This is a genomic window from Bacillus paralicheniformis, from assembly GCF_001042485.2.
Lineage (GTDB): Bacteria > Bacillota > Bacilli > Bacillales > Bacillaceae > Bacillus > Bacillus paralicheniformis.
Genome location: NZ_LBMN02000004.1, coordinates 474,481 through 491,230, shown reverse-complemented (window position 1 = coordinate 491,230; position 16,750 = coordinate 474,481). Strand labels below are relative to the sequence as shown.

10 protein-coding genes are annotated in these 16,750 nt (G+C 50.9%); 1 reads left to right on the top strand and 9 read right to left on the bottom strand.

The genetic code is table 11. The features are described from left to right. Positions 1-33 precede the first annotated feature (33 nt). A complete protein-coding gene (locus ACH97_RS04695) occupies positions 34-477 on the bottom strand; it encodes a YwnF family protein (RefSeq protein WP_025810657.1) in 444 nt (147 codons plus the stop codon). Positions 478-724: 247 nt separating this feature from the next. Here ACH97_RS04695 and cls point away from each other — a divergent pair, with 247 nt between their 5' ends. Then, on the top strand, positions 725-2,173 hold the full coding sequence (gene cls, locus ACH97_RS04690; protein WP_025810656.1) for a cardiolipin synthase: 1,449 nt from the start codon (positions 725-727) through the stop codon (positions 2,171-2,173). A 52-nt stretch (positions 2,174-2,225) separates the two neighbouring features. Here cls and ACH97_RS04685 read toward each other — a convergent pair whose 3' ends face one another. The 8 genes from ACH97_RS04685 to ACH97_RS04650 all read right to left on the bottom strand — a co-directional run bounded on the left by ACH97_RS04685 (position 2,226) and on the right by ACH97_RS04650 (position 16,715). Continuing rightward, complete coding sequence (locus ACH97_RS04685) at positions 2,226-3,659, bottom strand: MDR family MFS transporter (RefSeq protein ID WP_048350594.1); 1,434 nt, start codon at positions 3,657-3,659, stop codon at positions 2,226-2,228. Then, complete coding sequence (locus ACH97_RS04680) at positions 3,656-3,880, bottom strand: MbtH family protein (RefSeq protein ID WP_048350593.1); 225 nt, start codon at positions 3,878-3,880, stop codon at positions 3,656-3,658. Before ACH97_RS04680 ends, ACH97_RS04685 begins: the two co-directional genes overlap by 4 nt. 2 nt (positions 3,881-3,882) lie before the next feature. After that, positions 3,883-11,049 (bottom strand): amino acid adenylation domain-containing protein, encoded by a 7,167-nt coding sequence (locus ACH97_RS04675; RefSeq protein ID WP_048350592.1) that lies wholly within the window; start codon positions 11,047-11,049, stop codon positions 3,883-3,885. 14 nt (positions 11,050-11,063) lie between these two features. Beyond that, the gene (locus ACH97_RS04670; RefSeq protein ID WP_057957816.1) at positions 11,064-11,990 is read right to left on the bottom strand and encodes an isochorismatase family protein; all 927 of its coding nucleotides are present in this window, start codon (positions 11,988-11,990) and stop codon (positions 11,064-11,066) included. A gap of 25 nt (positions 11,991-12,015) precedes the next feature. After that, positions 12,016-13,638: a (2,3-dihydroxybenzoyl)adenylate synthase gene (locus ACH97_RS04665; protein WP_048350591.1), complete on the bottom strand. Its 1,623-nt coding sequence runs from the start codon at positions 13,636-13,638 to the stop codon at positions 12,016-12,018. 25 nt (positions 13,639-13,663) lie between these two features. Next, positions 13,664-14,839 carry an isochorismate synthase DhbC gene (dhbC, locus tag ACH97_RS04660; protein ID WP_048350590.1) on the bottom strand — a complete coding sequence of 392 codons (1,176 nt, stop codon included), beginning with the start codon at positions 14,837-14,839 and terminating at the stop codon, positions 13,664-13,666. A gap of 24 nt (positions 14,840-14,863) precedes the next feature. Continuing rightward, positions 14,864-15,643 (bottom strand): 2,3-dihydro-2,3-dihydroxybenzoate dehydrogenase, encoded by a 780-nt coding sequence (locus ACH97_RS04655; RefSeq protein WP_035400343.1) that lies wholly within the window; start codon positions 15,641-15,643, stop codon positions 14,864-14,866. 223 nt (positions 15,644-15,866) lie between these two features. After that, complete coding sequence (locus tag ACH97_RS04650) at positions 15,867-16,715, bottom strand: alpha/beta hydrolase (protein WP_035337887.1); 849 nt, start codon at positions 16,713-16,715, stop codon at positions 15,867-15,869. Between the last annotated feature and the right edge of the window lie 35 nt (positions 16,716-16,750).

Here is a 16,750-nt window from a genome sequence, read left to right as displayed (position 1 = left end):
AAAGAGCTGTCATGCAGCTCTTTTTTTCTTTCATCATTCAGCCAGCCTGCGCCTTCTGATCTCTTCTTCATTTAAAAATTCCAAAAAGCTTCTCATCACAGTAAACGGCTCTTCTTTGACCGCCTGAACGTAGCGGCTTTTCCGTTCATCGGAAAGCACTTCGCTTGTTTGCATCCGTTCCAATATATATTTCATCACCGATTGCTGAACATTTCTTTTTTGGTAAGACGACTCTCTGAACAGTGCCATGCCGAAAGCTGCTGCTGCGGCAGCGCAGCCGATTTTTATCATTGAATCGGTTCCATAGGATGCCTGCCCCCAAAAAGAAGAAAGATAAACCAATGAAGCAACAAGCAGCGGAATCGCGATAAAAAGAAATATCAGCCTTTTCTTTAAGAACGGCGCCGCCACATGCTTGAGGTTATCCATTTCTTCTTTCATAAAAGCCGGCATTTGATGGAAACGTTCCATATCCATAATCAATCCCTCCCGATTTGGTTAAAGAGGCGTTGTTTCGCTGATTAAATCACGCTTTTTATATGTATATCGTAACTTAGATCCAACATGTTTTACAGTTTTTTGCCTTTCCCCTTTTTATTAGGAACTTTCCGTCCCCCGCCCCGTATAACATGAGATAGTTGCTTGAAAGGGGAGTAACTGTTATAAATGGAATGTATAAAAACAAATCCGTCTTGTGAGGTTCAATATGGATATTATTAAAAATATAAGCATCACATCGATATTTCTCGGCTTTATATTAGTTTTAAACACGCTATTGGCAATCGTTGTGATCTTTAGGGAACGCCGGGATGCAAGCTCCTCCTGGGCCTGGCTCTTGGTACTCTTCTTTATTCCCGTTCTTGGCTTTATCCTCTATTTGCTCTTCGGCCACAATTTGAGCAGGAATCACCTTTTTCAATGGGAAGACCGAAAGAGGATCGGGATGGAAAAAATATTGGAACAGCAGCTGACCAAGCTGAAAAACCGCGAGTTTGAATTTCGCAATAAAGCGACGGCGGACAGCAAAGACTTGATTTATATGCACATTCTGAATAACCACGCCGTTTTCACGGAAGACAATGCGGTCGAGCTGTTAACGGACGGACGCCAGAAATTCGACAGACTGCTTCGCGACATTGAAAACGCCAAAGACCATATACATCTTCAATATTATATTTATAAAGGCGATGAGATCGGAAAAAAGCTGCGGGACGCGCTGATCAAAAAAGCAAAAGAAGGCGTTGAAGTCCGCGTTTTGTATGATGAATTGGGATCAAGAAGCCTCAGGAAAAGCTTTTTCAAAGAGCTGAAAAAGGCGGGAGGATTTGTCGAAGTTTTTTTCCCGTCGCGTTTTAAATTTATCAATTTGCGCATGAATTACCGCAACCACCGCAAGCTCGTCATCATCGACGGCGTCATCGGCTATGTCGGAGGATTTAATGTAGGGGACGAATACCTCGGTCTAAATCCAGCTTTTGGCTATTGGCGGGACACGCATCTCAGAATCAAAGGAACGGCAGTCCATTCGATTCAAACGCGTTTTATCCTGGATTGGAATCAGGCCTCGCACCATCACGATATTACATATATGCCAAACCACTTTCCTGACATCGATTCCAACGGAAACATCGGCATGCAAATCGTCACCAGCGGCCCCGATTCAGAATGGGAGCAGATTAAAAACGGCTATATTAAAATGATATCAACGGCAAAGCGGTCGATTCTTATACAGACGCCTTATTTTATTCCGGACGCAAGCCTGCTCGATGCCCTCAGAATTGCTTGTCTGTCCGGCGTTGACGTGAGAATCATGATTCCTAACAAACCCGACCATCCTTTTGTGTACTGGGCTACCTATTCTTACATCGGCGAACTTTTAAAAGCCGGCGCTTCCGTATTTATTTACGACAACGGATTTATCCATGCGAAAACAATCGTTGTAGATGAAGAAATTTCATCAGTCGGCACGGCAAATATTGATATGCGCAGCTTCAAGCTCAATTTTGAAGTGAATGCTTTTTTATACGATGAGGAAATTTCGAGAAGCCTTGTCCTATCATTTGAAAAAGATCTGCAAGTCTCAAGGGAGCTGACCTATGAGGAATATTTAAACAGAAGCAAATCGATCCGCTTCAAAGAAGCCATTTCGATCCTGCTGTCGCCGATTTTATAGCGCGCCATTCATGCGGTAAAAAAATCCTCCCGGAAACGGGAGGATTTTTGTTTTACTTACCGGAAGCCGCCGCACCTTTGGAAACTGAAGCATGCTTGTCCATTTGACGTTCAGTGTCAGCGTCCTTGAGCTTGAGTGCGATGAAAAATGCTGCCATGAGGAAGCCGGCTGCACCGAGCAAAGCGGTCCGGTAAGCTGATAAATCGGGCTCTATCCCTGCGCCAGGCTGACTGAGCACGGCAAGGACGCACGACATGACGGCAACTCCAAAAGCAGATCCGAGCCGGTTTTGCACATTAAACAGCGTCGTTGCCCGACCCATTGATGAAGATGAAATGTTGGCAAAACAAACAACCTGCGCCGCGCCAACCGCATGCCCCAGAAAAAAGCCCGCCGAAAACAGCAGCAGCCTGAGAAGCCACAGATTTGACCCGTATCCGGTCAGGCTCAGCAGCCCAAACAATACAGCGGCGCCTAAAAGCGCAACGGAAATTACCCGCCTCGGCCCGAGCTTATCTAACGACCTCGGCATCAGCTGGGAGGCCAGCATCAAGCCTAATGCTTCGGGAAACGTGATCAAAGCGGTATCGGTCGCAGAATAGCCGAGTGCTTCCTGGCACAACAGCGGAAATATATAGAGCATGCCAAGGAGTCCGCCTGCTGTCAAAAGCGAAATGACGCTCATCATTCCAAAAACCCGGTCCTTCAATAAGCGCAGTTCAATCAGCGGATGCTCAGCCTTCAGCTCGACAAAAACGAGAATGGCGAGGAGAATCACTCCCTCGGTTCCTGAAACAAGCACATTCGGAGAGCCGAAGCCCTGCACAGGCCCCTGGCTGAGTGCAAAAACTGACAACGCCATTCCCGGCCCAGCCAAAAGAAATCCTAGCCAATCAAATCTCCCCGCTTTCGGCTCCATATGTTCATGAAGATATAACAGGCCAAACAGCAGAATGATCATACCGATCGGAATATTAATGTAAAAAATCCAGCGCCATGACAGCTGATCCGTCAGAAACCCGCTGATGATCGGCCCAACCGCAGGCGCGACCGCAATCGGAAGGACGAGAACTCTCGAAATTTCAGCCCGTTCGTGCGGAGGAAACGTCCTGAACAAGATTGCCATTCCCACTGGTGTGATCAATCCGCCGCCGGCTCCCTGGATCACGCGAAATACGTTTAATGCCGCCAGATTGTCAGCGATTCCGCATAATGCGGATGCAGCCGTAAATATGGAAAGCGCGGCAAGGAAAACACGCTTTGTCCCAAAGCGGTCTCCAAACCAGCCGGCTGCGGGAAGAAAGACCGCCAAGCTGACTAAGTATCCGATGTTAATTGTGCCTGCAGCAGACGGCAAAGTTTGAAATTCGTTCATGATGGCGGGCAATGCCATGTTAATGACACTCGCATCCATTGCAGCCATAAACATGGCCGTTACATATACAATGCTGACAACCGTCCTTTGATTGAACGGCCTTCTCTTCATTGCTGACCGCCTTGAACTTCTGCAGCCGGCTTCAAGCTGTTCGGCGAGAGATCGGTCCAATTCGAGCTGATATAGTCGATGCAGGCGCTGCGGCTCGTTTCCCCGCAGACAATCTCCCACCCTGCCGGAATATGAACAAAGGCGGGCCAGAGTGAATAGTGGCCTTCCTCATTCATTAAAACAACATATGTGCCCTGTTCATTTTCAAAAGGATTTGTCATCGTTATCTCTCCCTACTTGTCCGTATCTTTTTCAAGCCGTCCAGTTTTTCCGCAACATGACGTCCGATTTCGGCCAGCGGCTCCGGCTGGCACAAATCTTTATGCCGGCAATCCATATCATGAATATCAATGTTTCCGTTCAGATAAGGAAGCCATGACTCCGGATCGATCGGATCAAACCATTCCGGTATCACGGTAGATTTGAAGAACAGGATATCACCATGAAAGACGCGGGGCTTATATTCGCTTAAAATCCGGACGGAATTCACATAAGTCTCCTTTAAATTCAAGATCGCAGCCTCATCCAGGCTGGCAAGCGCACTGCCGTCTCGGCGCAGTATATCGATCGCACTGGAAAGTTTCAGCGGTTCCCCGTTAAGGCTGTCCGGATCGTATCCTCCCAATGCCAAGAGTGCAATCAATGCTTCCTGCTCATCAGGTGCATCTTTAATTGGAAGGAAGTGATTCGGGTATGCATCAAGCATGACAAGAAGCGAAATGTCTTCCCCTTGTTCCTGCAGCTGAGTTGCGATCGCATGTACAACATTGCCTCCGAGAGACCAGCCGAGAAGACGATAAGGCCCTGTTGGCTGAATCGTACGAATGTGCCTGATATAATCCGCGGCCATGTCGTCGAGCGTATCAGGAAGCTCTTCCTGCCTTGCGATCCCGCGAGCTTGAAGGCCGTATATCGGATATTCCTTCCCGAGTGCCGTCATTAAACCGGCATAACACCAGCTGAGGCCCCCGGCCGGGTGCACACAAAACAGGGGATCCTGACTGCCTCCGGTTCTCAGCGGAAGCAGTACATCCAGCGCACTTTGCCCGCCGCCGTATTCAAGCCGTTCAGCGAGTCCGCTGACAGTAGGTGCTTCAAGCAGGTCGCCGATGCCGAGCTCGACGCCGAGCGCTTCACGAATGCGGCTCATCAGCTGTACGGCGAGCAGAGAATGACCGCCAAGTTCGAAGAATCCGTCATCAATACCAATCCGCGGCACATTGAGGATTTCTGAAAAAAGATCACATAAGATTTCTTCCTGCGGTGTTCTTGGCCCCCGCCCTTTAACAGCCGCGGCAAAATCAGGCTCAGGCAGCGCTTTTCGATCAAGTTTGCCATTTGGAGTCAATGGCAGGTCTGCAATTTTTACAAATGCAGAAGGCACCATGTACTCCGGCAGAGTGCCTGCGGCAAACCGGCGCAGCTCAGCCGGATCAGTTTCTTCTTCAGACGTCGGGACAACATAGGCGATCAGGCGCTTGTCCCCGGGCTGGTCTTCCCTTACAACTACAGCAGCTTGATTCACCTTGTGATGGCGGACAAGCACCGCTTCTATCTCGCCGAGTTCGATTCTAAAGCCGCGGATCTTGATCTGCTGATCGGCCCTGCCCATATAATCAAGAGAGCCGTCTTGGCGCCTGCGGGCAAGATCGCCGGTTCGGTACATCCGGGTTCCGGGCGGACCAAACGGATCAGCGACAAAACGGTCTGCCGTCAAATCGGGTCTGCCCAAGTAACCCCGTGCGAGGCCGCCCCCCGACACATACATCTCTCCGGTGACGCCCGGGGGTACCGGTTCAAGGTATTCATCAAGCACATATACACCTAAATCGGGAATCCCTTGACCGATCAGGCTGTTCGCTTGAAGTGCTGCAGTCTGCTGATCGAGGGAAATATAGCTGACATGTACCGTCGTTTCTGTAATTCCGTACATATTAATCAGCCGCGGGAAATGCTCCGGATGGCGTTCATACCAATCTTCAAGCCTCTTCAGTTCGAGCGCTTCCCCTCCAAAAATGATAAAGCGCAAGGAAAGGCACTTTCCTGTCTCAGCATTGTCCCGGTCAGCCTGCATCAATTGATAAAATGCGGAAGGGGTCTGATTGAGCACAGTCACTCCCTCGCGTACGAGAAGATTGAGAAAGTCGGCCGGCGAGCGGCTGATTGTATGAGGCACCACGACAAGCCGTCCCCCATTGAGCAGCGCTCCCCAAATTTCCCATACCGAAAAGTCAAATGCGTAAGAATGAAACATCGTCCAAACATCGTCAGAGCCAAAATGAAACCATTGGTCAGTCGCTCCGAACAGCCGCACGACATTTTGATGTGGAACGATCACTCCTTTCGGCTTGCCGGTCGAACCGGATGTGTAAATGACATACGCCGGGTGAAGAGGCAGCAAAGGCTTCGTACGGTCGGCATCAACCGGATTCGCAGAAGCGCATCCGTTCAGTTCCTCTTGTATGCAAGGGTCATCAAGGACAATCCGTTCAACAGATGCGGGAACAGAAAGGCATGATTCGACCGCTGAACTCGTAACGATGCAGGCAGGATGTGCATCATTCAACATAAACGCTATCCTTTCTGCCGGGTAGTCCGGATCCAGAGGCACATATGCCGCGCCAGCTTTCAGCACTGCAAGCAGTCCGACAACCATATCCAAAGATCTTGGCAGCGCCAGGGCAGCAAATTGTTCGGGACCGACCCCTTTGGCGATCAGGAGATGGGCAAGCCGGTTAGCGCGTCTATTGAGCTCGCCGTATGTGAGCGAGTCATTTTCATATATAACCGCAACGGCTTCCGGGTCCTTCGCAGCCTGCTTTTCAAATAAAACAGGCAAAGATGAACAAGGTATGTTGTTGGACGATTTGCTCCAGTCAGCCAGCATGTTTTCACGTTCGGCCGGAAGGAGAATATCAAGTCTTCCGATCGGCTGATCAGGGTCGGATACTGCTGAATCCAGCAGTCTGACAAGCCGTTCGGCCAATGTTTGAACCGTATTTCGCTCAAATAAATCTGTGCTGTATTCCACAAATCCGCCGATACCTGCGGGTGTTCCATCCGCTGTTCGATGTTCCCGAAGCTCAATCGTCAAATCAAACTTGGCTGCGCCGACACTGCGAATGTCAATGTCTGATTTAAGGCCGGAAAGTTCAAGCTCAGGTTCAGGCGTATTTTGATAGGCGAGCATGATTTGGAACAGCGGATGTCTCGCTCTTGACCTGGCAGGATTGAGCACTTCAACAAGGCGCTCGAACGGAAGGTCCTGATGCTCATATGCTGCAAGATTTACTTTTCTAACTCTGTTCAGAAGTTCCCGAAAACTTGGATTACCCGATGTATCTGTTCGGAGCACAAGCGTATTAACGAACAATCCGACAATTCCGCCTAAAGCATCATCGTTTCTTCCCGCTATCGGGCTCCCGAGCGGAATGTCGTGGCCTGCTCCGAGCCGTGTCAGCAGTGAGGCAAGGGCCGACTGCAAAATCATGAACATGCTGACTCCGGTGCTGCGGGACAAACCGAGCAAACGGCCGTGTAGCTGTTCGTCAATGCTGAGATCAATCGTACCGCCTCTGTAGCTTGATTCCGACGGACGCGGGTGATCAGTCGGAAGCTCCAGCTGATCAGGCAGATGTTCCAATGCCTTTGACCAATACCCGAGCTGCTTGGCAATCAGACTGTCCGGATTGCTCTCATGTCCAAGCAGATGTTCCTGCCATACGGCATAGTCGGCATATTGTATAGAAAGCGGCTCCCAAGCAGGTGCCTCACCATTCAGACGCGCATTGTAGGCGGTTTCCAAATCGCGGGTCAGCGGCGTTAAAGACCAGCCGTCGCCAATCATATGGTGCAAAAGCAGAAGAAGAACAAATTTGTCCGGTCCGAGTACGAATAGCTGGGCGCGAAACGGAGGTTCCTTTTCTAAATGAAAACGGTGCCGAACAGCCTCAGCTAGGACTTTTTCCAAATCATGTTCGCTGACATGGGATACAGCGAGTTCGGGACGCGCTTGATCCGCTTCCAATATCAGCTGGTGTGTTGTCCCCTGCTGATACGGAAAAATTGTTCGAAGCGGCTCATGTCTTGCTGCCACATCGCTCAGAGCGGTTGTCAGCGCCTCTCGGTCCAAACGTCCGGTTAAATGAACGACAACCGGAATATTATAGGTCGGGCTCGGTCCTTCCAAACAGTGCAAAAACCATAGGCGCCGCTGCGCGAAGGACAGCGGAATTTCTTCCCGGCGCTCTCTTTTACGCAATGCCGGACGGGCGCTCTGCGCCTGATCAAGCTGTTTGGCAAGCCCGGCGGCTGTGGGCTCATCGAATAAACCGCCGATTCCGAGTTCGACGCCAAGCGTTTCCCGAATCCGGCCGACAAGCCTGCCTGCCAGAAGCGAATGTCCGCCGAGATCAAAAAAGCTGTCATCAATACTGACTCGCGGCACCCCCAGCACTTCAGCGAATAAATCACACAATATTTCCTCTTGAGGTGTCCTTGGCTCACGTCCCCCCGTATGCATACTCAATGCCGGAGCCGGCAGGGATTTGCGGTCAAGCTTTCCGTTCGGCGTAAGCGGCAGTTCATCAAGAATGACAAATGCAGACGGAATCATATAGTCGGGCAGTGTTTCACCAACGTAGCCGCGAAGCTCGACAGGATGAAGGCTTTCTCCCGAAGCGGGAACGACATACGCAAATATACGCGGATCACCGGGCTGGTCTTCACGAACAATAGCAGCAGCTTGTTTAACAACCGGATGATTTGCAAGCACCGCTTCTATTTCTCCCATCTCAATGCGGAATCCGCGAATTTTGACTTGATGGTCCGCACGGCCGATATAATCTAGCGACCCGTCTTCGCGCCAGCGCACGAGGTCGCCCGTCCGGTACATCCTCGATCCAGGCGGCCCGTATGGATTCGCAATAAAGCGTTCAGCCGTGAGAGCATGACGGTTCAAGTAGCCGCGCGCCACTCCTGTTCCTGCCACATAAAGTTCTCCAGCCGCTCCCGGAGGCACGGGCTGCAATCCGGCGTCTAGAACATACAGCTGCGTATTCCAAATCGCACGGCCGATCCCCGGAGATTTCGTGCAGTTGCCTCCCAGCGCGGCGGCTGTAGACCAAATCGTTGTTTCCGTCGGTCCATAAAGGTTCGTTAATGTGCATCCAAGCTGCTGCAATTGCCGGGCCAAGCTGGCTTGCAGAGCTTCCCCTCCGACAAGCGCACGAAGACCTTTAAGCTTCTCCGGAGCGCTCGAGGCCAATGCATACCAAAGGGTCGGTGTGGCCTGCATCATTGTGATTCCGTATGTTTCAATCATTTTAGCCAATGCGGAGGGGTCTTGTACCGTCTCCTTCTCGGCAAGAACGACTGCCGACCCGCTGATCAGTGGCAAATAAATTTCGAGTGCTGAGATGTCGAATGCAATCGTTGTGACGGCCAGCAGCCGGTCGTCTTGATTAAGCGGGAACATATCCTGCATTGAAAGCAAAAAATTGAATAAGCTTTCAGCTTGTACAACTACGCCTTTAGGTCTGCCGGTTGATCCGGATGTATAAATCATATATGCCGGCTGAGCGCCGGAATGCTGTCTGCCGGGATTTCCTTCAGAACATCCGGAGATTTTTTCCATAACAGTTTGTTCATCAAGGATGAACTTCGGCGTTTGCGAACTGATCATGTCTTGTGCTTTTTTGCTGGTGATGACAAACAGCGGCTGTGCATCATTGAGCATATACTCGATCCTGTCAGCCGGATAATCGGGATCTATAGGTAAATAAGCCGCTCCAGCCTTGAAAACGGCGAGCATGCTGACAATCATTTCCGCTGAGCGCGGCAGGGCCAAAGCAACGAATGTCTCGGATTTCGCCCCCTTATTGATCAGCAGATGAGCCAGTTGATTTGCCCTTTTATTTAATTCGGAATAGGTAAGAACCTCATCATCGGAAACGACTGCCGGAGATTCAGGGTACTCCTTCGCCATCATTTCAAATCGTTGCGTAAGACTCTCATTTGGAAGACCGCGGTCTGTTTGATTCCATTCGATCAAAATTTGAGCGCGTTCTTCCGGGAGAAGAATATCCAACGTCCCCACCGGCTGAGTTTGCTCGCAATCGGCAATCGTTTTCAGAAGAGTGAGAAAACGATGAATATGATGTTCAAGTTCATCTGCATGATAAACAGCGGGGTTTGCATCCATGTTTATTTTCAACCCGCCTCCGTCCGGGCGGCCGTAAATGTTGATTGACAGATCGTCCACAGGTCCTGTGGCAAGATTATGCACGATGCCTTGACAGCCGGCAAAATTCAAGCGTTGCTCAAAAGGCATCAAATTAAGCTGCGGACCGAACAGCCGCTGATTTTCGCCAAGCAGCTTGAGTTCCCGGCGCAGTTCTTCGTGGCGGTAATGCTGATGACGCCTCAGCTTCATCATCTCTGCTGAGATTTGCTTGACCAGCTCTCCTACGCTCATGTCCGGCTGCATGCCAATCCGAAGCGGAAGGAGATTCATGACCATACCCGGAATATGGAGAGCGGCTGACCCAAGGCGGCACATCATCGGCATCCCGAGAACGACGTCATTTGCCCCCTTCAGCCGATGAACATATATTGCAGCTGCTGCCATCACGGTTTCGTGCCAAGTTGCCCCCATTCTGCTTGCGGCAGACAGAAGACGCTCAGCATGTTCACTCGGCAGATAGTCAGACCTGCGAAGAAAGCTTGAAGAGGTGCGCGGCGCCCTTTCGGCAAGACTGACTACCTCCGGTTCATCGCTGAATCGCTCAAGCCAAAATTGCCGATCTTCCTGATACTTCTCTGATGCGTGGTAAGCCGTTTCCTCCGCGAGAATCAAATCGAGGGAGCCAAAGGCTCCGCTCTGATCGATCGATTTGTTCTGCATCAATGCGGTATATATTTTTGACAGCCGCTCGGCGATCAATGTAAAGCTGAACCCGTCCGTTGCGATATGGTGAGTTCGCTGATACCAGAAGTAATGATCCGGCGCCGTTTTGAAAAGCGCTTCTGTAAAAAGCGGACCGCGAGTCAGATCAACCGGACGGGCAAGGTCATCCTTCATCCAGCTTTTCGCCGCCTGTTCCGGATCGGTTTCTGAGCTGACATCAACATAATGAATCGGAAAATCTGCCGACGGAACGATCACTTGCCACGGTCCGTCTTGATCTTCTCCAAATCTGGCATGGAATGATTCAGCTTCTTTCATGACATGGCGCAGCGCTTTCTCGAAAAGCTCTTGATCAAGCGGGCCTTTAATTTCAACGTATTCAGCTGTATTGTAGATCGGATTTTCCGGATCAAGCTGCTGAGCAAACCAAATGCCGGCTTGCGCTCCTGATAATGGCTTTCGGTTATGTTGACATTCAAGCATTAAGGCGACCTCCTTCATTGATAGTCTGCATTTGGCAAGGGTGCTTCTTTAGAGGAGGACAACAGTCTCCACCAGTTTTCAATCGAAGGGTCCTCCGCAAGCTCCACAAATGACACCTCCCGCCCCGCTCGGCGCCAGCGCTCCGCGAGACTCATGATTCTCACGGAATCAAGTCCCCTGTAAATCAAATTTTCGCTGTCGCTTATCTTTTCAGGTGATTCAAGAAGAAGCGATGCGACCTGTTCGCGAATAATCTGTTTTGTCAGTGCATGAGAGCTTTCTTTTGCGTGTTCATGGCTTGCGTCATCTTTCAGCTGGCTCAAAAGCTGTTCCGCAGTGATTGTGACGCTGCAGCGGTCAGCTGCGTATGTGATGGCCATTTCATGATGCTTTAATGAGAAATCCGCCACCGCATCGGCGACAAAAAACGTTTCAATATCTTGCATAAACGCATCACATGCCGTCATCAGGCAGCCGATATGGGCATAGATGCCGGTGATGATGAGCTGATCCCGACCTTGCTCCTCCAGCGCACCTAAAAGGTTGGTTTTTCTGAACGCATTGTACCTCCACTTGGTCAGAACGATGTCGCCTTCATTCGGTTTCAGCTCATCTACGATCTTCTGCTCATCGGAATCAGGACCGATTCCGGGTCCCCAAAAATCTTGGAGAAGCCCCCGTTCTTCCGGTGTCTGAGCGCCTGGCTGAGCCGTGAAAATAACCGGAATGCCAAGCTCGGCACATCGCTTCCGAAGCTTCTTAATATTAGCCAGCAGATCTGTTACCGGAGACTCGCCGCAACGGTAAGCGTTGAGAAAATATTGCTGCATATCATGGATGAGAAGTGCAGCACGCTTCGGATGAGGAGTCCATGACACCTTGTTTTTCGGCATATTTGATGCTTCTGGCATTTGGTACGGTAAGATGGCAGGAATGGCCATCAAATCACATCCTCTCATTTTTTTATCACGTGATATTCTTAGCTGCAGACATTTTTTCAGCAATCGCTGTACGCAGTTCTTTTTTGCTGACTTTTCCTACGCCTGTCTGCGGGAATGCTTCAACCATTTCCACCCGGTCGGGTATTTTGTAGGCTGCAAGGCCCCTTTCTCTCAAAAACGATTGCAATTCAGCCTGAGCAGGTGCAGCGCCGCGTGGAATAACATACGCACACGTTCTTTCACCGAGAAATTGATCCGGCATCGAGACAACCGCCGCATCGAGTACGGCGGGATGTGCGAGCAGGTGGTTTTCCACTTCTTCCGCGGCAACCTTCTCCCCGCCTCTGTTGATCTGGTCTTTGGCTCGTCCTTCAACAATCAAATAGCCTGATGAATTGACTTTGACCAAGTCGCCCGTACGGTAAAACCCGTCTTCTGTGAACGCTTTGGCATTATGTTCCTCAGCTTTGTAATAGCCGCGGATCGTATAAGGACCTCTTGTCAGAAGCTCCCCGGTCTGTCCGGATCCAAGTTCGCGTCCTTCTTTATCCACAATTTTAATTTCGTCAAACGGAGACATCGGTCTGCCTTGTGTGTGAACGATCGTGTCTTCAGGATCATCAAGTCTGGTATAGTTGACCAGACCTTCTGCCATGCCATAAACCTGCTGCAGTTTGCAGCCAAACACCGATGTGACGCGTCTGGCGGCTTCGGCACTGAATTTCGCTCCGCCGACTTGAAGGACCTGGAGACTTGACAAGTCGTCCCGGCGCGCCGGAGCAGCGTCAAGCCAGATTAGCGCAAGCGGCGGTACGAGACCTGTGATCGTTACTCTTTCCTTTTCGATTAGAGGAAAGGTTTCATCCGGGCTGCCTCCTGGCGCAAGAACGACTCGGCCTCCCGCATAGAGTGTACCGAGCACTCCCGGCGAACTGAGCGGATAATTGTGAGCGATTGGAAGAGCGGCAAGATACACGCTGTTGTGATCAAGCCTGCAAATCTCTGCGCTGACCCTCAAGCTGTATATATAATCATCATGCGTCCTCGGGATCAACTTAGAAAGACCTGTGCTTCCCCCTGACAACTGAAGAAAAGCAACATCTTCTGAATGGACGTTCTGCGGAGGTGCAGGCTGATCATAAAGGCCCGACAGCGCTTCAAACTCCTCCGATTCGCCGGCGACAATGACATGACGAAGCCCCCGCAGCTTTCCCTTTACCTGTCTCGCCAGCTTGCGGTAGTCAAACCTTGCGTGATGATCGGGAATCACATAAGCAGCAGCTTCAGAAAACTCGCAAAAATACGTGATCTCGCTATGTCTGTGCGATGGAAGCGCAAAGACAGGCAGAGCTCCGATTCGGAAGAGTGCAAAGCAAACTTCAAAAAACTCGATGACATTCGGTAGCTGGACAACGACGCGGTCATTTTTTTTGATCCCAAGCTTTAAAAGACCGCCGGCCAAAGAGTCGGCTCTCTTGTCTAACTCTTGATAGCTTAAATGGGTATCTCCGTATGTAAGGGCAATGCGGCTGCCATGTTTTTCGGCCCGTTCCCTCAGCATTCCCCCAAATGTTTCGCCTCGCCAGCATCCCTCCTTCCGATATTTATCCGCAAACTCCTTCGGCCATGTTGGGCACCCTTTCAACATCCTTTATCCCTCCGTTATTCACTGTTCATTCCCATCCAAGCATCGTCCGAAACTTTGCAGACGTTTCGGCAAGTTCTTCTTCAGGCTTCGATCCGGCGACAATTCCGGCGCCTGCGTACAGCCGCAGCGCGTGTTCCTCCGCCTCAGCACAGCGAATCGTTACGACCCATTCACCGTCACCGTCCGCGTCACACCAGCCGACCATACCTGTGAAAAATCCGCGGTCAAACGGCTCAATCTGTTTAATCGCTTCTTTCGCCGCATTCGTCGGCGTGCCGCAAACAGCGGGCGTCGGATGTAGAGCGGCGGCGAGCTCTAATGATGATACAGAAAGATCTGTAAGCTCTCCCTTCAATTCAGTTGAAAGATGCCACATCGTCGGCGTGCTGATGAGCGATGGTTCCGGCACCTCCAGCTTTCGGCAAAACGGCTTGAGCGCGGAAGCAACCGCTTCGACTACGACCGCATGTTCGTGACGGTCTTTAGGAGAAGCAAGCAGTTCAGCCGCCCTTCTTCGATCTTCTTCAGGATCATCGCTTCGAGGTCTTGAACCTGCTAAAGGATTTGCCGTAACGCGGAACCCGGACCGTGATACAAGCAGCTCAGGACTTGCGCCTATCAAAGTGGTACGAGGCGCTTCCGGCGATTGCCCGGTTAAGTCAACGGCAAAGTTGTACCCGCTTGTATTGCGGCGGGCAAGATTTCGCAGCAATTGACCGATATCGACTTTGATCGGCGAGGTCAGCTGCAAAGACCGGGAAAGGACGATCTTACTGTATTCTCCTCCTGCTATACCTGCCAACCCTCGTCTGACCCCGGTCATATACGCTTCCGGGCTTGGAATCTGCTCGATATCATAGGGGTACAGGGCAGGTTCAGGCTCCTCTTTACCGTCTTCTTCACATGTCAGCGGCCCCGCCTGCCACGCTTCGACCGGCACGGTTAACTGCGCCGGCTTTGCATCGTCAAACGGCACAGCTCCGACCACCATCGGATTTTTCTGCCCGTTCTCCCTCGCTTTTTTCAGAACTTCCGCAGCCCGCTGAGCAAGGCTTTGCTCTTCCGTTTGAGAAACAGAAGCCAAAACACCTTCCGCCAGAATGGTCCGCTCAGGGGAAGAGAAAAAGAATGAAGCTCCGGCCTGATATTCCTTCAACAGCTGATCGGCAAGCGCTTCTGACACGACATGACGTTCTATCATCATTAAAACCTCCTTTAGATTGAATCAGGCTCCAAGCGTTGCTCCGCCATCGACGCGCAAATCGTGCATCGTAATATGACGAGCCCCGTCAGACAGCAAAAATACTACAGCATCTGCAATATCAGCCGGCGAAGCCAATTTTCCGAGCGGGATTCCCGTTTTGAATGTTTCAAGTGATCCTTCAATTACGCCTTGCGCAGCTTCCTCACCTTGCCATAGCGACCGCTGCATCGGCGTATCGGTTGATCCGGGCGATACGATATTGCAGCGGATATTGTACTCGGCAAGTTCAAGGCCGAGACATTTCGTAAACATTAAAGCGGCCGCCTTAGAGGCCGCATAGGCGGCCATATGCATACGCGGCACTGCCGCCGCATTTGATCCGACAGTCACGATCGCTCCAGTTCTGCGCGGAATCATCCGGCGGGCGACGGCACGCGATACGTTAAAAACCCCGGTAGAGTTGACGCTGAACGTCTTCTCCCAATCTTCATCACTCAATGAATGGATCAGACCCGTTCTGAGCACGCCGGCTACATTGACAAGCATGTCTATCGGACCGATCTCGCGTTCAACATGGGCCACAAGCTGATCGACGGCGGCACTGTCGCCCACATCCGCGGCAAAACCGGAACCCTGCAGATCTTTTCGTTCAAGTTCGGCTTCAAGTTCAAGCAGCCCTTTTCGATTTCGATCAGCTGCGGCAACAAACACCCCGCGTTCAGCAAGCGACAGAGCCACTTCTTTGCCGATTCCTTGCGAAGCCCCAGTCACCAAAGCAACCTTGCCTTTCACTCTTATCATTTCCTTTCTTAAAAACGGCAGCTCCCAAGTCTCAAAGAGTCACTGCCAAAGCTAAATTCTTAATTGATAATGATAATCATTATCGTTCAAAAATATAATATACCAATAAATGCAAACGGTCAAATCGTTTTCGATTGTTTATCCGTATCAATGCTCATGGTATATTATCTGTTATCCATTCTTATCTTTTCTTAAAGCTCGGGGCGCCGGAAGCGCCCCGCTGTCAAACAGGCTTGAAGGCAAACTGGAGCGCTCTGCTGATTAACACAGGCAGAACCGATATATGACCTTCCCCTTTAAATTCATGGTACTCCGCACGAATCCCCTGCTTTTCCAAGGCGGCCAAGCGGGCGGCCAGCCTTTTTGCATTGTCGTTCATTCCGCTTTTATGCGTCTTTTCAAGCTCTCCCGCCCCGAGCAATACCTTTACATCGCCATCCGCTTCCTGCAGCTTCGAAATAAAGTCATGCTCCTCATCAAAAAAGGACGGATGCCAATGGATGGACGGACTTCCGGCGATATATGTCTGAAACAGGGCCGGTTTTGTAAACAGGGTCTGCAGAACAAAAAGTCCGCCAAGGGAATGACCGAAAATCGCCTGCCTTTTCACATCAATCGTGAATTCCTGTTCGATCTCCGGCTTTAACTGCTGTTCGATGAAGGACAGAAAAGCTTTCGCCCCGCCCGGCTCCGGCCAGTCTGCTCCATCAGGTCTCCTGGGCAGCTCGGCGCCCGAATCCGGCAGAGTAAAATCGTAATATCGCCCCCGGTCAAAGGGAGCGTCGGTTTCATAGCCGATGCCGACGATAACGGCCGGCACGACGCCGGTTTTATCGGGACGACGCGACTGCATCCGCAATGCCTCCACCATTGTTCCAAACACGGAATTGGCGTCAAGCAGATAAATTACGGGATATCCTGCGGGCGGCGGTTCCCCAAATGGTTTCGCAATAAAAATCCGGTATGTGCGGCTCCCATCCGTTGAACGCATGCACCGCTGTTCTGTCCCCGGTATCGCCACCGGAATACATTCAGCAGCATTGACAGATTGCTGAAGTTTTTCTTGAGCCATGTGATTCTCCCTTCCCCTCTTTGATTGAGCTAAAA